We start from the raw sequence: 21,324 nt of genomic DNA on the forward strand, positions 1-21,324 counted from the left end.
CCGTGTTCCGGAATTCATATTGCAGCAGAAAGATCATAAATATGAATGACTTGATCCGTTTTGTTAAGCTGGTTTTTCAAGGATCTACTCTTACTTTTCTGCTTGCCAGTTTAACTGCAACCGGTGCGTTGGCTATCACAGATGCCGAGAGGCACCCGGTAAACTGTGCGACAGCGGCAGGTGATCTGCGCGCTATTCAGGCCGAAAAGGAACATGCCGAGACCAAGCAGCTTGAAAGCATCGCTTCGATCACGCCCGCCGGTGCTCTGCTGGGTCTGGTTACAGGAACCGAACACAAACACCTGCAAATGTTGTCTGGTGATTACATCAATGAACTGGATGCCCGTGCCGCAGAGATCAAAGCAACCTGCGATCTGGAGTAACTGTGTTCGCAGACATGTTAGTCGCGGGTATTTAGTTTACATAAAGCCCAGTTCCAGACGAGCTTCGTCCGACATCATCTCCATACCCCAGGGCGGCTCCCAGGTCAGTTCAACGTCAACTTCTTTGACGCCGGCTACGGGTTCAATCGCTTCCACGATCCATCCGGGCATATCACCGGCCACTGGGCATCCGGGCGCAGTCAGGGTCATGATCACCTTAACTGCGTTATCCGCAGTAATATCAATCGTGTAGATCAAGCCGAGGTCATAGATGTTGACCGGGATTTCAGGATCATAGACCGTGCGGCACGCCTCAACCACGGCGTCGTACAACGGGTGTTCAATTGTTGACGGCGCAATCAGCGGTGTGCCTTCAAACTGTTCGCTCGGGTGAGTCATCTTTGCCTCGGGTCAGTTGCCTGAGTGATTATATAGGGAATAGCCGTATCAGCGTCCAGTGGGGGCGTGGCGCTCAGACAAGCGCCACCGCGATTCAATCATTGATATCATGTTTGAAGGTTTTGACTTGACCATGCGGCAGCGCAAAGAGCTTGCGCAAGACAAGCCACGCGACAAGCGACAGCACCGCAAAGATCAACGCAAGGACGTGAAGCGACATTGTCAGACCCGGAATGATCAAGAGAAGACCCGTGATTGCTGCGCCAATTGCGAAACCAAGAAAGATGAATCCCGGCAGAACAATCTCGAGGATACCGAGCGCCAGTGCGGCCGCCAGCCAAATCCACCATGTCAGCCAGAAGGGTTCTGCCATCACTTTCCTCCTTTGAGCATTTTGAACGCATCGCCAAAGGCTTCAAGGGCGTTCGCTGGCACAACAATGGTCTGTTTGCCAGACCCGTTGCCCAGCGCATTAAGGGCTTCAACCTGCTTCAAAGCAACCTGATACTGGGCGGCCTCGATACCGTTGTCCTGAATGGCCTTGGCCACGAAGCCCGTAGCATAGGCTTCAGCTTCAGCCTGAATGCGGCGGGCTTTGGCGGTTTGTTCAGCGGCATAAAGTTCAGCATCAGCGTGCAGTTCAACGGCGCGTTTCTGACCCTCGGCCTCGGTCACTTGCGCGCGGCGGGCACGTTCCGCGTTCAGCTGTTGCAGCATGGCATCGCGGGTCGCTTGATCCAGATTAACATCGAGAATCTCGGCGCGAGTCACTTCGATGCCCCAGTCATCGACTGCGGTTTCAACGCTTTCCTGGATGCGCGTGATCAATTGCGCGCGGTTCGACTGAACCTCGTCCAGATCCATCTTGCCGATTTCGGCGCGCACGATCCCGGCGACAGTGGTCGCAATCGCGCCGTCTACGTCGCGGATGCGGTAAACCGTCTTTTCCGGTTCAAGAATGCGATAGAAGACCGAGGTGTCGATCTGCACCAGCACGTTGTCCTTGGTAATTGCGTCCTGCGTCGCATTCGGCAGTTGGCGTTCCAAGATCGAGATTTCGTGGCGTGCAACATCCAGAAAAGGAACGATGAAATTGATTCCGGGGCCAAGCACCGAATGCAGTCGGCCAAACCGCTCAACCACGTATTTTTCGGACTGCGGTACAATCTTGATGCCTTTGAGAATAACGACAACCACCAGCACAGCTGCCAGCAGGTAAATGATGTTTGACGAAAGCAATCCGATAATCTGATCTTCGGTCATTCTGTCCTCTTATTATTGTGTACTATGGTATACATTTGGGGATTGAGTCGCCCGATTTCAACTCTGGTATGAGTGGGTTGGAGCGTTATGCAAATGCCTGAACGCGTGGGCGCGGCCCGGAATATTGTGGCTGTGACCGGTTTGCATCCCACGACGTTTGCGGTATCGGGCGGGGATGAAACTGATTATCGACACAGATCCCGGCGTCGACGATGCAATGGCCATCGCGTATGCTGCCGCCGCGCCAGAAATTGACCTGATCGGTCTGACAACGGTTTTTGGCAACACGTATGTGCACCAATCCAGTCGCAACGCGCGGTTTTTGCTTTACAAGCTTGGGTTGGACTTGCCTGTGGCCGAAGGGGCTGCGGTGCCGCTGGGGGCGGACACGCACGCGCCGTCGGAGCATGTTCATGGCCCCGAAGGTTTTGGTGATCTGACCGAAATCCCGGAGATTGGACAGAACCACGCGTTGCCAGCAGCCGAGTTTCTGGTTGAAATGGCCCGAGCCCATAAGGGTGAACTTGTAGTCTGCGCCGTGGGGCCCTTGACTAACATTGCAAACGCAATGCGTCTGGACCCGGAATTTGCAGGCAATCTGCGCGAATTGGTGGTCATGGGAGGCGCGGTCTACTGCCCGGGCAACATCAACCAACACGCCGAGGCCAATATCTATCACGACGCTCTTGCTGCTGAAGAGGTCTTTTCCGCCCCGGCCAACACAGTTCTTGTTGGATTGGACGTGACCCTGAAAACGCTTTACGAAACGGCGGACTTCGAAGCATTGGCGCAAAAGTCACCCGATATGGGGGCGTTTCTGCGCGACATCTCCAGATTCTATCTGAAGTTTTACAAAGAGATCGGGGGGCTGGAAGGCTGCGGCCTGCACGATTCAACAGCCGTGATTGCGTGTTCCCATCAAGCAATGTTCGATATGGTTGAAACCGGGCTGCGGGTTGTCACCGAAGGCGATCAAATGGGGGCGACACAACCAGATCCCGACCGACCCGCGATCCGGGTGTGCCGCGATGTGGACGGGGCAGGGGTTGTACGTCTGTTCACGGACCGCGTGGCCTCGTTGCCCTGACGGGTTGCAAAGACGGAACGGATCGGGCAAAGCCTGCCCGGTTCGGCGATCCGAGGCGATGACATGACGCAGAAATTCTCATTTGAGCTTAAGGCAACAGACGGCAAGGCACGCACGGGTGTGATCATCACGCCGCGAGGAGAGGTGCGGACGCCAGCCTTCATGCCTGTGGGCACAGCCGCGACGGTCAAAGCGATGATGCCCGAAAGTGTGCGCGCCACCGGGGCGGATATTCTGTTGGGCAACACCTATCACCTGATGCTGCGACCAACTGCGGAACGGATCGACCGTTTGGGCGGGTTGCACAAGTTCATGAACTGGGACCGCCCCATCCTGACCGACTCGGGCGGGTTTCAGGTCATGTCTTTGGCAGGGCTGCGCAAGCTGACCGAAAAGGGCGTGACCTTCAAATCTCATATCGACGGATCAAAACACGAACTGACGCCCGAGCGGTCAATGGAGATTCAGCGCTTGCTGGGCTCGGACATTGTGATGTGCTTTGACGAATGCCCCGCGCTGCCTGCCGACCGGGATCGCATCGCCGAGTCCATGCGGTTGTCGATGCGATGGGCAGAACGGTCGCGTGACGCGATTGGGGATCGTCCGGGTCACGCCCTGTTCGGCATTATGCAGGGCGGTTTGGAACAGGACCTGCGCGAAGAAAGCGCAGAAGCGTTGAAATCTATTGGTTTCGAAGGCTACGCGGTGGGCGGTCTGGCTGTGGGTGAGGGGCAGGAGGCCATGTTTGGCTGCCTTGATTACGCCCCCGATTTTCTGCCTGAAGACAAACCGCGTTACCTGATGGGTGTTGGTAAGCCAGACGATATCGTCGGCGCCGTCGCGCGTGGGATCGACATGATGGACTGTGTGTTGCCGTCGCGTTCGGGCCGCACGGGGCAAGTGTTCACACGTCGCGGTGTGGTCAATATCAAGAATGCCCGCCATGCGGATGACCCGCGTCCGCTGGATGAAAACTGCACATGTCCCGCTTGTTCCAACTATTCGCGCGCGTACCTGCACCATGTTTTCCGCGCCAATGAGATGATCTCGGGCATGTTGCTGACCTGGCACAACCTGCATTACTTCCAAGAGATCATGCAGGGGATGCGAGATGCGATTGCTGCGGGCACGTTTGTCGCCTGGCAGGCCGAGTTTCATGCGCAGCGTGCGCAAGGTGATATCGAACCCTTGTAACCTTTCCCTTTGGGTGACAATTGCGTGGCTTTCCGGTAGTCTAGTGCCACTTCAAGCAATGCCATTTTAGTCTGTGACCCGGAGAGTTTATGATGTTTCGCCTTATTCTCGGCGCAGCAATTTTCTGCGCGACACCTGCCATTTCAGATGTCTGGACCTTCGAAACTCCGTCCGAAAACATTCAGTGCTCGGTCGGGGAAAGTGCTTCGTCCTCGGATATACAATGTACGATCATAGAAAAATCCGGCCCACCTGCGATGCCACGCCCCGCGAATTGTCAATCCGACTGGGGGCATGATTTTCTGATGTTCGACACTGGCCAGGTAGAGATGTTGTGCCAGCCGCTGAATCGTAACAAAGACGGATATGACCGTGCGGAATATGGGGTCACTGGTCAGTTCGGAGGATTCACCTGCAGTTCTTCGACAAAAGGTCTGGAATGTCGCAACCAAGACGGTCACGGGTTTTTCCTGTCTCGCGCAGTACAGCGGGTGTTCTGACCTTTGAAGTGCACGTCGCCTATGCTTGTCGTGCTAATTTCGGTGGATATGTTCCTTGGACGTCTTGCAGTCCCGAAAACCTCGGTTCATGCTGAAACACGATACACGGCGGTAAGGTTGAAAAAGGGCGATGAGGCCCCACCTTTATCGTCCAAGACAGGAGATGGCCAAATGTTGCCTCGATGAGGGACACGTGCCGTCTTGCCAACGATAAGGATAGAGCATGCAAGAGCCTCTGAATTCCTCATACCCCGTCCTGCCGCTGCGCGACATTGTGGTGTTCCCGCATATGATTGTGCCGCTCTTTGTGGGCCGCGATAAATCGGTCCGCGCTTTGGAAGAGGTGATGCAGGATGACAAGCAAATTCTGTTGTCCAGCCAGATCGACCCCGGCGTTGATGATCCCGATGAAGAAGGGATTTATCGCGCAGGAGTTTTGGCCAATGTGCTGCAACTGCTGAAGCTGCCCGACGGCACCGTGAAGGTTCTGGTCGAAGGGCAGGCGCGTGTGCAGATCACTGAGTTTCTTGAAAACGAAGAGTTTTTCGAGGCTCGGGCAGAATATCTGACCGAAATCCCCGGCGACGTTACGACAACCGAAGCCCTGTTGCGTACCGTTGCGGATGAGTTTGAACGCTACGCCAAAGTGCGCAAGAACATCCCCGAAGAAGCGCTGGCGGCAGTGGGGGAAACCACCGAGCCTGCAAAGCTGGCCGACCTTGTGTCGGGCCACTTGGGCATCGAGGTCGAACAAAAGCAAGAGCTGCTGGAGACCCTCAGCGTCAGCGAACGGCTTGAGAAAGTCTATGGTCTGATGCAGGGCGAAATGTCGGTTCTGCAGGTCGAGAAAAAGATCAAGACCCGCGTCAAATCCCAGATGGAGAAGACACAGCGCGAATATTATCTGAATGAGCAGATGAAAGCCATTCAGAAGGAACTTGGCGATGGCGAAGACGGATCGAACGAAGTCGCTGAGCTGGAAGAGAAAATCGCCGAGACCAAACTATCCAAAGAAGCGCGTGAAAAGGCCGAAGGAGAGCTGAAAAAGCTCAAGAACATGTCGCCCATGTCGGCCGAGGCGACCGTTGTGCGCAACTATCTGGATTGGATTCTGTCTTTGCCGTGGGGCACCAAATCCCGCGTCAAAAAGGATCTTGGGCGCGCGCAGGACATTCTGGATGCCGATCACTATGGGCTTGAGAAGGTCAAGGAGCGCATCGTCGAGTATCTGGCAGTTCAGCAGCGTTCGAAAAAGCTGAAGGGCCCGATCTTGTGCCTTGTTGGCCCTCCGGGCGTGGGTAAGACCAGCTTGGGTAAATCGGTTGCAAAAGCCACGGGGCGCGAGTTCATTCGCATCTCGTTGGGCGGTGTGCGCGACGAATCCGAGATCAGGGGCCACCGTCGGACCTATATCGGTTCGATGCCGGGTAAGATCATCCAGGCGCTGAAAAAGGCGAAAACCACGAACCCGCTGATCTTGTTGGATGAAATCGACAAGATGGGTCAGGATTTCCGTGGTGATCCGGCCTCGGCAATGCTTGAGGTGCTGGATCCGGAACAGAACAACACTTTCATGGACCACTATTTGGAGGTCGAATACGACCTGTCCAACGTGATGTTCCTGACGACTTCAAACAGTTACAATATGCCAGGGCCTCTGCTGGACCGGATGGAGATCATTCCGCTGGCCGGTTACACCGAAGAGGAAAAGAGCGAGATCGCGAAACAGCACCTGATCGAAAAGCAGGTCAAGAACCATGGTCTGAAGGCCAAGGAATTTGAGCTGACCGATGAGGCGCTGCAGAAGATCATTCGCACTTATACCCGCGAAGCGGGTGTTCGTAACCTTGAACGTGAAATCGCCAAGGTGGCGCGGAAATCGTTGACCAAGATCATCAAGAAAGAGGCGGAGTCGGTCACCGTAACACCAGACAATCTGGATGATTTCCTGGGTGTGCCAAAGTTCCGTTATGGTCTGGCTGAGCAGGACGATCAGATCGGTGTCGTGACCGGCCTGGCTTGGACGTCCGTGGGTGGCGATCTGCTGCATATCGAGGCGCTGAAACTGCCTGGTAAGGGGCGGATGAAGACCACAGGTAAGCTGGGCGATGTGATGAAGGAATCCATCGATGCGGCTTCGTCATATGTGCGGTCGATTTCACCTCAGATCGGGGTGAAACCGCCAAAGTTCGACACATTGGACATTCACGTTCATGTGCCGGATGGGGCGACGCCCAAAGACGGCCCTAGCGCTGGCCTGGCGATGGTGACATCGATCGTGTCTGTGCTGACCGGCATTCCGGTGCGCAAGGATATTGCCATGACCGGCGAAGTTTCGCTGCGCGGTAATGCAATGCCGATTGGCGGGCTGAAAGAAAAACTGCTGGCGGCTCTTCGTGGTGGCATCAAGACCGTTCTGATCCCGGAAGAGAATGAAAAGGATCTGGCGGACATCCCTGACAATGTGAAGGAAGGGTTGGAGATCATCCCTGTAAAGCACGTCTCGGAAGTTCTGAAGCAGGCGCTGGTGCGTAAGCCTGAGTCGATCGAGTGGGACGAAGCGGCAGAGGAAGCAGCCGCTGCGGCCGCCGCTTCGGCCAAATCTGCGGATGCTTCAGCCACAGCGCATTAAATTGCATTAATAGAAAACGGAAAAAGGCAGAGCAACGCTCTGCCTTTTTTACAGCCCGACAACGGGCAGCTTTGGATCAAGTATCTCTTCTTCCGCTATGTATTTCATGAATTTCTCGTCAGACAGCGCTGAACGTATCGCGAGGGCGAAGATGATCGCGGAAAACACGACACAAAGCAGAATATCCCACCCAAACGGGATCTGCTTCAAAGACCCGGTGCCGAATTGACCCAGAAATGAGATTAACCCGAGTCCGGCAAAATAAGGCATCAACCAAACGGCTTCGGTCAGGTCCATTTCATCAAGGCGCCCTCGGAACCGGATAAGCAGCAGAATTTTTCCAACGATAAGCGCGATCCCAAGGCGCCAGACAGTGTCCCAACCGCTCCAATAGACAATCAGGGTTGCAATGGCGAAGGCAGTCAACGCGACCAGACGCACCGCTGGGATGCGGATTGAACGGGGTTGGTCTGGCAGCAGATCCCGTAGGCAAACGACGGCGATTGGGCCAACTGCGAATGACAAAACAATAGCGGCACCGTTCAGGGCGATGACGGTAGTAAAGGGAACGGTCAAAAGGAACAGAGTCCCGATCAGAAAATTCAACGCCAAAGCCCATACCGGAACCCCAAACGAAGACAAGTTTTGCAAACGTTTTGGTAGAAAACCGTTTTGGGACAGGGCAAGGGCAATACGGGCATTCGACCCGGTTGCGACCAATCCGTTGCCAAAGGGGCCAACGACTGATCCGACATTCAGCAAGCTGATGAACCAGACCAACCCGACCGACATGATTACAGCGTCCAATGGGCCTTCGCCCCCAAAGCTCAGTTGCGACCAGCCATTAGCCAGCAAAGATGGATCCAGCGCGCCGATAAAAGCCACTTGGAGGCCAAGATAGATTGCGGCGCACATGATGATCGACAGGACGAGGGCGGTGGGGATTGCAAATTTCGGATTTCGCACTTCTCCCGCCATATCGACCACATGACGAAATCCTATGAACGAGAAAATGACACCGCCGGTCGAAACTGCAGCCATGACTCCCTGCAAGCCATAAGGTGCAAACCCATCCGGATGTGTAAAATTGTCAGCGTTGAAACGGTTGGAAATTAGTAGAACAGACAGAACGACCGGAATAGCGATCTTGGCCCACGTCAAAGCGGCATTCACATGTGTGAAAAACTTGACCCCAAGCGCGTTGACGGCAACGAAAAGCAGCATGAATACAAGGGCCGCAAATATACCCGCGCCTGTCAGGTCGCCTGTATCGGCGGCATGCAGCCAGGGCGCGTATGGCGCGAGGTATTTCAGCATCGCCTCCACTTCGATGGGGGCAGTGGTGTTGTAGCCAATCCAAGCCGTCCATCCCATGGCCATTGAAACGATATTGCCGTGTGAAAACTGCGGAACCCTGGCAATCCCACCCGGAATAGGCAGCATGGCTGAGATTTCTGCGAAAGTGATTGCCAAAATGAACATCGCAGCCGCGCCGATCACCCACGAGAGGATAGCCGCAGGTCCGGCATGCTGAACCGCCAGAAGGGGGCCGAACAACCAGCCCGAACCGATGATTCCTCCAACCGAAATAAAGGTTAGTCCGATCAGGCCGATGTCTCGCTTTAGCTCTGCCATAACGACCCCTGACTTTGCAATCGGCACACGGTTCGGCCGATGAAGCACGATAGTCGCCGAGGTCGCGCGCTGGCAAGCCCCTCAATTTCAAGCGTAATCTGCGAAAAGGAATGGTGGGTGATAAGAGATTTGAACTCCTGACATCTTCGATGTGAACGAAGCGCTCTACCACTGAGCTAATCACCCATGGGACGCGTTGTTATCTGTCCTGTGGTTCGGCTGCAAGCGAATTTGACGATGGTCTGCGCGCGAAAATCTGCGGGTAAACAAAAAACTGGATTCTGACAAAAAACTTCAAAACGCCGCTTGACGCTGCCCGAGCGTAGCCATAATACACCCCAACGTTCAGCAATGAACGTGCAGCGGGCGGTTGTAGCTCAGTTGGTTAGAGTACCGGCCTGTCACGCCGGGGGTCGCGGGTTCGAGCCCCGTCAACCGCGCCATCGCTGCTTACCTTGGCCCAGGACAACGGCCACGAAAATAGATGCGCGGTTGTAGCTCAGTTGGTTAGAGTACCGGCCTGTCACGCCGGGGGTCGCGGGTTCGAGCCCCGTCAACCGCGCCATTTTCCTCTTACTCTCAACCGATCGGCTTAAAAGCTTCGCAGCGAAGATCCCGATTAAGCAGCTGCGGTTTGATTTGCTCGGCTAAAACTCGTATGTTCACTAAATGTTCTAACTTTTCTGTTGGAGACTCAGGCAAGCTCGCCTATCTCTAAACCACTTGTTTCTTGGGGGCCGGAAATGGCTGAGCTGAAGAATATCGAGGTGCGCGGCGCGCGCGAGCATAACCTCAAAGGCATCGATGTTGATATCCCTCGGGATCAGCTGGTGGTGATCACCGGCTTGTCTGGTTCGGGCAAGTCCTCGCTGGCTTTTGATACCATCTATGCCGAAGGGCAGCGTCGCTATGTTGAAAGCCTGTCTGCCTATGCGCGGCAGTTCCTCGACATGATGGAAAAGCCCGATGTCGATCATATCAGCGGTCTGAGTCCGGCAATCTCCATTGAACAGAAGACAACGTCCAAGAACCCGCGTTCAACTGTTGGGACGGTTACGGAAATCTATGACTATATGCGCCTGCTGTTCGCACGCGCTGGAACCCCCTATAGCCCGGCGACCGGACAGCCGATCGAGGCGCAGCAGGTACAGGACATGGTCGACCGGATCGTGACGATGGAGGAGGGCACGCGAGGTTACCTGCTGGCCCCCATCGTGCGAGATCGCAAGGGTGAGTACAAAAAAGAATTCCTGGAGTTGCGCAAGCAAGGCTTTCAGCGCGTCAAGGTCGATGGTGAGTTCTACGAACTGGATGAACCGCCGACGCTGGACAAGAAATTCCGCCACGACATCGATGTCGTGGTGGATCGACTGGTTGTCCGAGAGGGTATGGAGACCCGCTTGGCCGACAGCCTGCGCACAGCCTTGGATCTGGCTGACGGTATTGCGATTCTGGAAACTGCCCCGCGTGAGGGTGACCCAGAGCGGATCACCTTTAGCGAGAACTTTGCCTGCCCGGTCAGCGGGTTTACCATCCCCGAGATCGAACCGCGCCTGTTTTCCTTCAACGCGCCATTTGGGGCTTGCCCCGATTGTGATGGCTTGGGGGTCGAGTTGTTCTTTGACGAGCGGCTTGTGGTGCCCGATCAGTCGCTGAAACTCTATGACGGGGCCTTGGCGCCGTGGCGCAAGGGTAAGTCTCCGTATTTCCTTCAGACCATCGAAGCCATTGCGCGGCATTACGAGTTCGACAAGAACACACCATGGAAAGACCTGCCCCAGAAGGTGCAGCAGGTGTTCCTGCGCGGCTCTGGCGATGAAGAGATCCAGTTCCGCTATGATGAAGGTGGACGCGTTTATCAGGTGACGCGCAGTTTCGAAGGCGTGATCCCGAATATGGAGCGCCGCTATCGTGAAACTGACAGCGCTTGGATTCGCGAGGAATTTGAACGGTACCAGAACAACCGTCCATGCGGCACGTGTGAGGGGTATCGCCTGCGGCCCGAGGCGCTGGCGGTCAAGATCGCTGGTCTGCATGTCGGGCAAGTGGTGCAGATGTCAATCCGAGAGGCTTTGGCCTGGATTGAGGACGCGCCGAACCATCTGAGCGCTCAGAAAAATGAAATCGCGCGCGCCATACTGAAAGAGATTCGCGAACGTCTTGGGTTTCTGAATAATGTTGGTTTGGAATACCTTACGCTTTCGCGTTCAAGTGGAACACTGTCGGGCGGGGAAAGCCAGCGTATTCGTTTGGCCAGCCAGATCGGCTCGGGTTTGACTGGGGTTCTTTACGTGTTGGACGAGCCCTCTATCGGCTTGCATCAGCGTGACAATGACCGGTTGTTGGGAACGCTCAAGAACCTGCGGGATCAGGGCAACACGGTAATTGTTGTAGAACATGACGAGGAGGCCATCCGAGAGGCCGATTATGTGTTCGACATTGGCCCCGGAGCGGGTGTGCACGGGGGGCAGGTCGTCAGTCACGGTACGCCGGCGGACATTACGGGTGATGCTGCCTCTATCACCGGGCAATATTTGGCGGGGACCCGGGAAATCGCGGTTCCGGCTGAACGGCGCGCGGGCAAGAAGCAGAAAGTGACTGTGGTGAAAGCCACTGGTAACAACCTCAAGAACGTCACGGCTGAATTTCCCTTGGGCAAATTTGTCTGTGTGACAGGGGTGTCTGGCGGCGGCAAGTCCACGCTGACGATTGAGACGTTGTTCAAAACCGCATCGATGCGCCTAAATGGTGCGCGACAGACTCCAGCGCCGTGTGAGACGATCAAGGGGCTTGAGCACCTGGACAAGGTTATCGATATCGACCAACGCCCGATCGGGCGAACTCCGCGTTCGAATCCAGCCACTTACACCGGGGCCTTCACGCCGATCAGAGACTGGTTTGCGGGTTTGCCCGAGGCGAAAGCGCGTGGGTACAAACCTGGTCGTTTCAGTTTCAACGTTAAGGGAGGCCGGTGCGAAGCCTGTCAGGGTGACGGTGTTATCAAGATCGAAATGCACTTTCTGCCTGATGTCTACGTTACCTGCGAGACGTGCAAAGGCGCGCGCTACAACCGCGAGACCCTTGAGATCAAGTTCAAGGGCAAGTCCATCGCTGATGTGCTTGATATGACGGTGGAAGACGCGCAGGAGTTCTTCAAGGCTGTGCCGTCGATCCGCGATAAGATGGACGCTTTGGCCCGCGTTGGGCTGGGCTATATCAAGGTCGGTCAGCAGGCCACCACGCTATCCGGTGGCGAGGCGCAACGCGTGAAGCTGTCCAAGGAATTGTCGAAACGGTCAACCGGGCGAACGCTCTATATCCTAGATGAACCGACCACGGGTTTGCATTTTGAAGACGTACGCAAGCTATTGGAAGTGCTGCATGAGTTGGTCGATCAGGGGAACACGGTTGTTGTGATCGAGCACAATCTGGACGTGGTGAAAACTGCAGATCACATCATCGACATTGGTCCCGAAGGCGGCGATGGCGGAGGTGAGATAGTGGCTACGGGCACACCCGAAGATGTCGCCACAGTCGAGCGCAGTCATACCGGTCGCTATCTGAAATCGATGTTAGACAACGCGCGCGTTGCTGCTGAATAGGCTTAGCGCCTTCAGATCAGTTCAGAATATCGGCAACCGCACCGATCAGGTTCAAGACTTTGCGTGTGTCTGGGTCGACCCGGTACACGTAGTCACCCGCGCGAATGTAGGAATAGTTTCGGTTCAGCCCATAACGGTACGGATTGTCTACCCATCGATAGTCGTTGCGGATGAAATCGCCGTTCCGATAGATCTTTTTTGCTTGCCCGGGAGGCACGCAAGGAATGGACTTCTTGGCTAAACCCGGTGGGCAATGCCCGATTTTGTTTTTTGCCACGGATGTAACAGGTACAAGCGTCACCGCCACAAGCATCGCTGTAGTCACCAGGTATCTTGTCATGTCACTTTCCCTTACGAACAGGCTGAAGACGCCTCGGAACATGACTGGATAGATGGCCCCTTGCCGATTGTCTGTCAAATGGCTGGGCAAGAGGCCGCCGAATTGCCTATTCGCGCCCTCGTTTTTCAAAGCGTGGCAGCATCGCGCTGAAGTCGCGGCCCAATCCGTCTTCATTTTCAACAAATTGTTCATATAGCGAAGTCGCGACCTGACCCATCGGTGTATCCGCATCAGCGCTGTCTGCTGCTTGCTGGCTGAGACGCAGGTCCTTTAGCATGAGCTCGGCGGCGAATCCGGGCGTGTAGTCATTGTCAGCAGGGCTTTGCGGGCCAACGCCGGGGGCAGGGCAATAGGCATTCATCGTCCAGCTATAGCCTGACGATGTACTGACGACATCGAACATCTTTTGCCGGTCCAATCCCAGTTTGTCTGCCAGTGCAAAAGCCTCGCAGGTGGCAATCATGGTGACGCCAAGGATCATATTGTTGCAGATCTTGGCGGCTTGTCCGGCCCCGGCTTCGCCACAGTGAACCGCTTTTTGTCCCATGATCTCGAACAGCGGTGCAGCTTTGGCGAATGCGGCTTCCGATCCGCCGGCCATGAACGTTAACGTACCTGCCGCTGCACCGCCGATACCGCCGGAAACCGGCGCATCCACGGACAAAAGTCCGGCTCCCATAGCCTGATCCGCAACCGCACGCGCGCTGTCCACGTCAACCGTCGAGCAGTCGATTAACACAGCCCCTTTTGACATTGCGGGAATGACCTGATCCGCAACGGCCCTTAGAATAGCGCCGTTTGGCAGCATGGTGATGACCGCATCAGCACCCGCAACCGCGTCAGACGCCGTTTCGACCTGAGTGACACCTTCCACGGTGACGCCAGCCGTATCAAACCCCAGAACCTGATGCCCGGCTTTTGCCAGGTTGGCCGCCATGGGCGCGCCCATATTTCCCAGCCCAATGAAACCGATCTGCATCTTTTAGTCCTCCTCAAATGTCAGGGTATCCGCGCCCAGCGGTTGCAGCATTTTCGAAACGGCCGTCAAAGGGACGTTCATATCGGCAAACTGCCAGTTCGGGCTGCGGTCTTTATCGATGATTTGCGCGCGGATACCTTCCAGAAAGTCACCGTGTTCCATCGACCGGTGGGTGAAACGGTATTCCAACTCCAGGGCGCGCCGTATGGACAAAGCGGGGCCGCGCAGACGGTGCAGCATTTCAACCGTACAGGCCGTGGAAAGGGGGGCGTTTTTTCCCAGAGTCGCTAGGGTTTTCTGCGAAAAATCGTGGTCGCTGTTGCGCAGGCTCGTCACGATGTCGCCAAGTGTTTCGCCCGAGAAATGCTGATCAATGTCGGCCTGCAACTCGGCCAGTTCTCCGGCGGGTGGTGTTTCGGCATGTTGTGAAATCAGCCCTGCGTCGCCAGAGGCCTCAAGCATCTCAGTCAAATCGGACCAGTGTGATTGAGGGATGTAATGGTCCGCGAACCTTGCCAGAATTGCATCCGCAGGGCCCATTCGGAACCCAGTCGTTCCCAAAAACTCGCCCAACCGACCGGGGGCGAGGGCCAGCATAAGCGAGCCGCCCACATCCGGTACCAAACCAATCGAGCATTCTGGCATCGCGATTTTCGAGCTTTCCCCGACAACGCGATGGCTGCCATGGCACCCGATGCCGACACCGCCGCCCATGGTAAAGCCCTGAAGAAAGCTGATGACCGGCTTGGGATATTCGAAGATCATCGCATTCAGACGGTACTCGTCACGCCAGAATGTCTGCCCGTAGGCATAGTCGCCCTTGGTCCCGGTTTCGTAGAGCTCGGCGATGTCTCCACCTGCGCAAAAGGCTTTTTCACCTTCGGCGTCCAGAATGATAAGGTCAACGGCATCGTCTTCGCGCCAGTTGCGCATCGCCGCGTCGATGGCCATGCACATCTCGTAGCTCATTGCGTTCAAAGCATGTTGGCGGGTCAGGGTGATGCGTCCGGCACGGCCTGTGGTGCGGATTTCAATGTCTGACATGTGGCCCTCAGCGGTTGGCAAGCATCTGACGCGATACGATCACGCGCATGATCTCATTTGTGCCTTCCAATATCTGATGCACCCGAAGATCGCGCACAAGCTTTTCAATGCCGTAGTCGGCAAGATAGCCATAACCACCATGCAGCTGCAGGCACTGATCCACCACCTTCGATCCGGTTTCGGTCACGAATTTTTTGGCCATGGCGCAGAACTTAGTGGCGTCGGGCGCGCCGTTATCTAGTTTCCAAGCGGCTTGACGCAGAAAGGTCCGTGCGGCTTGTAGTTCAATCTCCATATCCGCCAGGCGGAACTGAAGGGCCTGGAACTGGTCGATGGATTGGCCAAACGCCTTGCGTTCGGACATGTATTGCAACGTCATATCCAAACCGGTCTGCGCGGCACCAAGGGAACAGGCCGCGATGTTCAGTCGCCCGCCGTCGAGGCCCATCATGGCATATTTGAAACCGTCGCCTTCGGTGCCGACAAGATTGCCTGCCGGGATTTTGCAATCATCGAACTGCACCTGCGCGGTGGGCTGACTTTTCCAGCCCATTTTCTCTTCCAGTGCTCCAAAGCTAAGACCCGGAGTTCCGTCCTCGACATAAACGGTTGAAATACCCTTGGGGCCGTCCTGACCGGTGCGCACCATGCATACATAGGCATCGGAATACCCACCGCCCGAGATGAATGCCTTGGTGCCGTTCAACGTATAGCCTTCGTTCGTGCGTACGGCGCGTGTCTTCAAGGACGCTGCGTCCGAGCCGGAACCGGGTTCGGTGAGGCAATAGCTCAGAACCGTATTGAGGCTCAGAACATCGGGCATGATCCGCGCCTTCAGGTCATCATCCGCGAAATTGTCCAACATCTTGGCGCACATGTTGTGGATCGACAGGAAGGCCGCGACCGAAGGGCAGGCCATTGAAAGGGCCTCAAAAACCAGTGTTGCATCCAGGCGGGTCAGGTTCGAGCCGCCGCTGTTCTCGGAAACATACAAAGCTCCGAAACCAAGCTCGCCGATCTGTGGCCACAAAGTTTTGGGAATGGTGCCATCGGATTCCCACTGCCGCGCAAAAGGTGCAATGTTTTCCTGACCAAATGCATGCGCCATGTCGAAAATGGCTGTTTGTTCTTCGCTGAGTGCGAAATCCATGGCGCTGTCTCCCGTCGGCAATGAATTGAACGGTTGTTTATTTCCGAATTCTTACAGAAATTTTGCAGGTTCAACAATGGGGCGCAAAACGCTGGAGCAGTCTAGAGATCCGCGTGGAATTCCTCGATCAGATGGCGCACGACTGCTTGCCCGGGATCGTCCCCGCGCGCGACGGCCTCGGCGTGAACGCGGCGTTGACGGGTGGCCGAAGTGCCGTTTTCGGCGATCTGCCGTAACCGCGCAAGTTCGGTCATCGTTCCAAGCGCTTCGGTGTCTTCCGCCAACAACCCCATAAGGTCGCCGATCAGTTCGGACATCGGCTTGACCGAGCGGTCGCCGAAGTCAATCAATCCTTCGCCCACGCCATAACGCTGCGCACGCCAACGGTTTTCTCCGATCAGGAAGCGATCATATTGCCGCCAACGCAGGTTGCGGTCTTTCAGTCGACACAACATTCGGGTCAGTGCCTGAACGAGTGCTGCGAGGGACAACGTGTGCTCCAGCCGGGGTTGCACGTCCATGATCCGGGTTTCAAGCGTAGGGAAACGATGCGACGGGCGCAGGTCCCACCATATCTTGGTCGTGTCCTCAATCACGCCCAGTTCGACGAGTATACCTGTGGTGCGCTCATACTCAGCCCAACTGCCAAAAACTGGGGGCAGGCCGGTTCGTGGAAGGTTGTCGAACACGGTCAAGCGATACGATGATAGGCCGGTATCTTCACCGCTCCAAAATGGAGAGGATGTGGACAGCGCCAAAAGATGGGGCAAAAAGTAAGAGAGCTGCGGCATCAGATCGGCGCGCAGGGCGGGGTCTTCGACCCCCACGTGTACATGCATCCCGCAGATCAGCATCCGACGTGCTACGCCGCCTAACGCGTGTTGCAAGGCGTCATATCGTTCCTTGCGGGTGTGATGTTGATCCTTCCAATTGGCGAAGGGATGACAGGATACTGCGATCGGGGACAGATTGTATTCGGCAGCACGTTTTGACACGCAGGATCGCAGGCGTTTCAGGTCTTCCCGCGCCGAGGCGATTGTTGTGTGCGGGCGCGTGCCGACTTCAATCTGACATTGCAGGAACTCGGGGCTTACCTGACCTTCGAAATCATTCTGACAGGCCTCCATCAGCGCTTCCGGGGCCTCTGACAATTGCAGGCTGTCGCGATCCACCAGAAGATACTCTTCTTCAATGCCCAGTGTGAATTCTTGCTGCATGGAGCCCCCTTTGGCTGTCGTAAGTTTCAGTGAATACGGAAATTTGCCTTTTGCCAAGGGTTTGCCCGTCTTGTCCTTGCACTGGCACTGGCGGCAATTGTAAGGAACGGATCAGCACAGACCGTGGAGCCAACGCCGTGAAACCCAGAAAATTCCCAAAGATTAACGCTGCTCTGGACGAGTTGGGGGTGAGGCTGATCGACAAGGTTACCGAACAGGATGAACGCGCGCGGCTTGAGGCTTTTGAAGCTGCCGGAGGGCTGACACGCCCGGCCTACGCGTTATCTCCGGGTATGGAAGGTTTCGATGTCGCGCAACTGGTGGCGGAATATGACCGTCACAAGGCGGAACTGCAGGCGTTGAAAGACCCGGCGCGCAATCAGACTGGCTATCGCACAGGCAACGGCTATTACGACAGCCCGGATGCAGATGCGTTGTATCTGATGATCCGCCGCTTTCAGCCCAAGCGCGTGATCGAGGTGGGGTGCGGGAACTCAACCCGTGTGACCCGGCAAGCGATTATTGACGGCGGGTTGGACACCACGATCACTGCCATTGACCCTTACCCGCGGGCCGACATTGCCCATGTCGCGGACCACTTCGAACAAAAACGTCTTGAAGAAGTTGACCCGTCGCTTTTTGCCGAGCTTGAAGCCGGAGACGTTCTGTTCATCGATTCAAGCCATGTTGTGCGGATGAGCAACGACGTCGCCCATCTGTTCTGCCGCATCATTCCTGCGCTGAAAGCCGGCGTGGTCATTCATGTGCACGATGTTTTTTTACCCTACGAATATCCCAAACGTTTCTTCTATGATTGCCCCGGTTGGGGAGAGCAGTACATGCTGCACGCGTTGCTGCAATCTGGCGCGTATTCAATGCTTTGGCCGGGATATTACCTTCAACAGGAACGCCCGGATGCCGTTGCCGCCTTGCCGTTTCTGACTGAGGGACGAGCGCAGAGCATCTGGGTGCAACTCAAAGAAAAATGATCTCAGAGTGATCCGCTGCGGCAAAAGGTCCGTACCCCTTTTCATAACACGCTGGAGAGGAGAAGACAGCTATGTTCCGTCGCACATTCATGGGCGCAGCCGCCGCACTTGCATTTGCCATGCCGCTGAAGGCGCAGGCCGCTGACATTGTTGACACGGCCGTTGCCGCCGGATCGTTCAACACTTTGGTCGCTGCCGTTCAGGCCGCTGGTCTGGTTGATACGTTGAAGGGCGATGGCCCATTCACCGTATTTGCCCCGACTGACGAGGCGTTCGCAGCATTGCCTGAAGGTACGGTGGAATCCCTGCTGCTGCCCGAGAACAAAGATCAGCTTGTGTCGATCCTGACCTATCACGTGGTTCCGGCCAAAGTGATGTCTGGCGACATCGCTGACAAGCGCGCCAAGGTTCTGACCGTTCAGGGCGACCGGCTGAGCGTTAACGCAAAGAACGGCGTTAAGGTGAATGATGCCAAGGTTGTGCAAGCCGACATTGAAGCCAGCAATGGCGTGATTCACGTGGTCGACGCAGTTATTCTGCCGGAATAAGCCACGGATTAAAAAACAACAAAGCCCCGGCGATTGACCGGGGCTTTTGCTTTTTACGACTGGCAAATCAGACCAGACGCACCTGTGTCCCAATCTGAACCAGTGGATACAGCTCTTCCACGTGCTGATTGTAGAGTCCGATACATCCAGACGAGCTCTGACGGCCAATCTTGCGCGTGTCATGCGTTCCGTGAACCAGGTAAGCTGGCCAGCCCAGATACATAGCGCGGGTGCCCAATGGATTGCCAGGGTCGCCACCTTCCATCCGTACAGGCAACGAGGGATCCCGCTCGCGCATGGACGCCGTTGGTGTCCAGCTTGGGAATTCGGTTTTGCGTACGACTTTTGTGTAACCGCGTTTGGTGAGTTCCTCACTCATCGGAACCGAACTTGGGTAAAGCTTATACGTTCCGTCCGGGCTCCAATAATGCACGGCGCGGCTTGTGATATCGGCCAGCAGGCAGCCAACACCAAGCTCATCAAAGTGATCCTGCCAGTTCTGTTGCGAGAACGAGGACACGTTGCGGCGCACTGGCAATTGCGTGCTGATGGCGTCTTCTGTTTCTGGGAAAGCATCTGTGCTTTGTGCCCGAACAAGGGCAGGGGTTGCCACCAATGATGCTGCGCCCAACAGGGCGGAACGACGGGTCATACGGGAATGGGACAAGACTGCCTCCGATAATTTCACTGCTCGGTACACACTTCCCGACAAAATATTTTGCTTTGATGAGTTTTTCCAGAGTATCAAAGCTGAATTTCTCGTGAGATTGGCACGTGAGCCTGCTTATCGGCGGAAAAATGCAAAACCCGGCCCAAGATAAGGCCGGGTTTGTCAGCGTAATGATCGTTCCAATCAGTCCATGGCTTTGAAGTTGAACTCGCCACCTTCTTTGATGCCCGACGGCCAGCGCGAGGTCACGGTTTTGGTTCGGGTGTAGAATTTGAAGCTGTCAGGGCCGTGCTGGTTCAGGTCCCCGAACATCGATTTCTTCCAGCCACCAAAGGTGTGATAGGCCAGCGGAACCGGGATCGGCACGTTGATGCCAACCATGCCGATATTGATCCGGCTGGCAAAATCACGCGCGGTGTCACCGTCACGGGTGAAAATCGCGGTTCCGTTGCCATATTCATGGTCCATCGCCAGCTTCAGCGCCTCTTCATACGAACCGGCGCGTACGGTGGACAGGACCGGGCCAAAGATTTCCTGTTTGTAGATGTCCATGTCCGGGGTGACATGGTCGAAGAGGTGGGGGCCAACAAAAAAGCCATCTTCATAGCCCTGCAGGCTGAAGTCACGGTTGTCGACAACCAGCTTGGCGCCTTGCTCAACACCCGAGTTGATCAGACCTAGGATGCGTTCTTTTGCGGCCCCGGTGACGACCGGACCCATATCGACATCATCACCGGCCGTGTAAGGGCCGACTTTCAGCTTTTCGACACGCGGGATCAGCTTTTCGATCAGCTTGTCCGCAGTTTCTTCACCAACGGGAACCGCGACCGAGATTGCCATGCAGCGTTCGCCTGCCGCTCCAAATCCGGCACCAACCAGAGCGTCAGCCGCCTGATCTAAGTCAGCGTCGGGCATGACGATCATGTGGTTCTTGGCACCGCCAAAACACTGGGCGCGTTTGCCGTTGGCGGTTGCGCGGCTGTAGATATATTGCGCAATCGGGGTAGACCCCACAAAGCTGACACCCTGGATGATTTCGCTGTCGAGGATCGTATCAACGGCTTCTTTGTCACCGTTCACGACCTGGAACACACCTTTGGGCAGACCGGCTTCGATGAAGAGTTCAGCCAGCATCAGCGGAACCGACGGGTCACGCTCGGACGGTTTCAGGACCACGGCGTTCCCACAAGCCAGCGCCGGTCCAACATGCCAAAGCGGCATCATGGCGGGGAAGTTGAAGGGCATGATCGAACCCACAACACCCAAAGGCTGGCGCATCGAATACATGTCTATGCCGGGGCCTGCGCTGTCGGTGAACTCACCCTTAAGCATTTGTGGCGCGCCGATGCAGTACTCGATCACTTCAAGACCACGCTGCAGGTCGCCCTTGGCATCGGGAAGAGTTTTGCCGTGTTCGCGGCTTAGCGCCTCGGCCAGTTTGTCCATGTCGCGGTTCATCAAGCCAACCATGGCCATCATGACGCGCGCACGTTTCTGCGGGTTGGTTGCGCCCCATGCGGGCTGGGCCGCTGCTGCCGCTTCAATTGCTGCCGTGGTTTCTGCCGCGCTGGCCATTGGGCATTTGTATTGAACTTCGCCCGTCGCCGGGTTGTAAACGTCGTCGAAACGACCGGATGTACCGGCGACCATTTCGCCGTTCAGGAAATGGGTCAGATCTTGCATCAATAGCTC

19 protein-coding genes and 3 tRNA genes are annotated in these 21,324 nt (G+C 55.9%); 10 read left to right on the forward strand and 12 right to left on the reverse strand.

Annotation, left to right across the window (positions count from 1 at the left end):
• Positions 1–41 precede the first annotated feature (41 nt).
• Positions 42–383, forward strand: a complete 342-nt coding sequence (locus GOV89_RS03790) for a hypothetical protein (RefSeq protein WP_253284420.1) — start codon at positions 42–44, stop codon at positions 381–383.
• Positions 384–419: 36 nt separating this feature from the next.
• On the opposite strand, the gene GOV89_RS03795 is transcribed toward GOV89_RS03790, so the two are convergent.
• From GOV89_RS03795 to GOV89_RS03805, 3 genes are all read right to left on the reverse strand, one after another.
• A complete protein-coding gene (locus tag GOV89_RS03795; protein WP_171174302.1) occupies positions 420–782 on the reverse strand; it encodes an SUF system Fe-S cluster assembly protein in 363 nt (120 codons plus the stop codon).
• 94 nt (positions 783–876) lie between these two features.
• Positions 877–1,155: an NfeD family protein gene (locus GOV89_RS03800; protein WP_171237502.1), complete on the reverse strand. Its 279-nt coding sequence runs from the start codon at positions 1,153–1,155 to the stop codon at positions 877–879.
• Positions 1,155–2,045: an SPFH domain-containing protein gene (locus tag GOV89_RS03805; RefSeq protein ID WP_171237503.1), complete on the reverse strand. Its 891-nt coding sequence runs from the start codon at positions 2,043–2,045 to the stop codon at positions 1,155–1,157. Before GOV89_RS03805 ends, GOV89_RS03800 begins: the two co-directional genes overlap by 1 nt.
• Positions 2,046–2,220: 175 nt before the next feature.
• On the opposite strand from GOV89_RS03805, the gene GOV89_RS03810 reads away from it, so the two are divergent.
• The 4 genes from GOV89_RS03810 (at position 2,221) to lon (ending at position 7,458) form a co-directional block, all read left to right on the forward strand.
• On the forward strand, positions 2,221–3,132 hold the full coding sequence (locus tag GOV89_RS03810; RefSeq protein WP_171237504.1) for a nucleoside hydrolase: 912 nt from the start codon (positions 2,221–2,223) through the stop codon (positions 3,130–3,132).
• Between the two features lie 63 nt (positions 3,133–3,195).
• Positions 3,196–4,326 carry a tRNA guanosine(34) transglycosylase Tgt gene (gene tgt, locus GOV89_RS03815; RefSeq protein ID WP_171237505.1) on the forward strand — a complete coding sequence of 377 codons (1,131 nt, stop codon included), beginning with the start codon at positions 3,196–3,198 and terminating at the stop codon, positions 4,324–4,326.
• 89 nt (positions 4,327–4,415) lie between these two features.
• Positions 4,416–4,826, forward strand: coding sequence for a DUF6636 domain-containing protein (locus tag GOV89_RS03820; protein WP_253286245.1), 411 nt, complete (start codon positions 4,416–4,418; stop codon positions 4,824–4,826).
• A gap of 223 nt (positions 4,827–5,049) precedes the next feature.
• Positions 5,050–7,458 (forward strand): endopeptidase La, encoded by a 2,409-nt coding sequence (gene lon / locus GOV89_RS03825; protein ID WP_171174286.1) that lies wholly within the window; start codon positions 5,050–5,052, stop codon positions 7,456–7,458.
• A 48-nt stretch (positions 7,459–7,506) separates the two neighbouring features.
• Here the strand turns inward: lon and GOV89_RS03830 are convergent, their stop codons facing one another.
• Entirely contained in the window at positions 7,507–9,093 is a 1,587-nt protein-coding gene (locus GOV89_RS03830; RefSeq protein WP_171237506.1) for an APC family permease, read from the reverse strand.
• Positions 9,094–9,204: 111 nt separating this feature from the next.
• Positions 9,205–9,279 (reverse strand) — tRNA-Val (locus GOV89_RS03835).
• Between the two features lie 180 nt (positions 9,280–9,459).
• On the opposite strand from GOV89_RS03835, the gene GOV89_RS03840 reads away from it, so the two are divergent.
• The 3 genes from GOV89_RS03840 to uvrA all read left to right on the forward strand — a co-directional run bounded on the left by GOV89_RS03840 (position 9,460) and on the right by uvrA (position 12,695).
• Positions 9,460–9,536: transfer RNA gene (locus GOV89_RS03840), tRNA-Asp, on the forward strand.
• Positions 9,537–9,581: 45 nt separating this feature from the next.
• Positions 9,582–9,658 (forward strand) — tRNA-Asp (locus tag GOV89_RS03845).
• A gap of 178 nt (positions 9,659–9,836) precedes the next feature.
• On the forward strand, positions 9,837–12,695 hold the full coding sequence (gene uvrA, locus GOV89_RS03850; protein WP_171237507.1) for an excinuclease ABC subunit UvrA: 2,859 nt from the start codon (positions 9,837–9,839) through the stop codon (positions 12,693–12,695).
• 16 nt (positions 12,696–12,711) lie between these two features.
• On the opposite strand, the gene GOV89_RS03855 is transcribed toward uvrA, so the two are convergent.
• The 5 genes from GOV89_RS03855 to GOV89_RS03875 form a co-directional block, all read right to left on the reverse strand.
• Complete coding sequence (locus GOV89_RS03855) at positions 12,712–13,035, reverse strand: hypothetical protein (protein WP_253284419.1); 324 nt, start codon at positions 13,033–13,035, stop codon at positions 12,712–12,714.
• 106 nt (positions 13,036–13,141) lie between these two features.
• Positions 13,142–14,014, reverse strand: coding sequence for a 3-hydroxyisobutyrate dehydrogenase (mmsB, locus tag GOV89_RS03860; protein ID WP_171237508.1), 873 nt, complete (start codon positions 14,012–14,014; stop codon positions 13,142–13,144).
• 3 nt (positions 14,015–14,017) lie between these two features.
• Positions 14,018–15,058 carry an enoyl-CoA hydratase/isomerase family protein gene (locus GOV89_RS03865; RefSeq protein ID WP_171174279.1) on the reverse strand — a complete coding sequence of 347 codons (1,041 nt, stop codon included), beginning with the start codon at positions 15,056–15,058 and terminating at the stop codon, positions 14,018–14,020.
• Positions 15,059–15,065: 7 nt separating this feature from the next.
• Positions 15,066–16,208, reverse strand: a complete 1,143-nt coding sequence (locus GOV89_RS03870) for an acyl-CoA dehydrogenase family protein (RefSeq protein WP_171237509.1) — start codon at positions 16,206–16,208, stop codon at positions 15,066–15,068.
• 101 nt (positions 16,209–16,309) lie between these two features.
• Positions 16,310–17,425 carry a carboxylate-amine ligase gene (locus GOV89_RS03875; protein WP_171237510.1) on the reverse strand — a complete coding sequence of 372 codons (1,116 nt, stop codon included), beginning with the start codon at positions 17,423–17,425 and terminating at the stop codon, positions 16,310–16,312.
• Between the two features lie 137 nt (positions 17,426–17,562).
• Between GOV89_RS03875 and GOV89_RS03880 the strand changes: the two genes are divergently transcribed.
• Positions 17,563–18,414 (forward strand): class I SAM-dependent methyltransferase, encoded by an 852-nt coding sequence (locus GOV89_RS03880; protein WP_171237511.1) that lies wholly within the window; start codon positions 17,563–17,565, stop codon positions 18,412–18,414.
• Positions 18,415–18,485: 71 nt separating this feature from the next.
• On the forward strand, positions 18,486–18,962 hold the full coding sequence (locus tag GOV89_RS03885; RefSeq protein ID WP_171237512.1) for a fasciclin domain-containing protein: 477 nt from the start codon (positions 18,486–18,488) through the stop codon (positions 18,960–18,962).
• A gap of 67 nt (positions 18,963–19,029) precedes the next feature.
• Here GOV89_RS03885 and GOV89_RS03890 read toward each other — a convergent pair whose 3' ends face one another.
• Positions 19,030–19,614: a L,D-transpeptidase gene (locus GOV89_RS03890; protein WP_171089788.1), complete on the reverse strand. Its 585-nt coding sequence runs from the start codon at positions 19,612–19,614 to the stop codon at positions 19,030–19,032.
• Positions 19,615–19,815: 201 nt separating this feature from the next.
• Entirely contained in the window at positions 19,816–21,315 is a 1,500-nt protein-coding gene (locus GOV89_RS03895) for a CoA-acylating methylmalonate-semialdehyde dehydrogenase (RefSeq protein ID WP_171237513.1), read from the reverse strand.
• Positions 21,316–21,324 lie beyond the last annotated feature (9 nt).

Source organism: Ruegeria sp. HKCCA5763, from assembly GCF_013034545.1.
GTDB lineage: Bacteria > Pseudomonadota > Alphaproteobacteria > Rhodobacterales > Rhodobacteraceae > Ruegeria.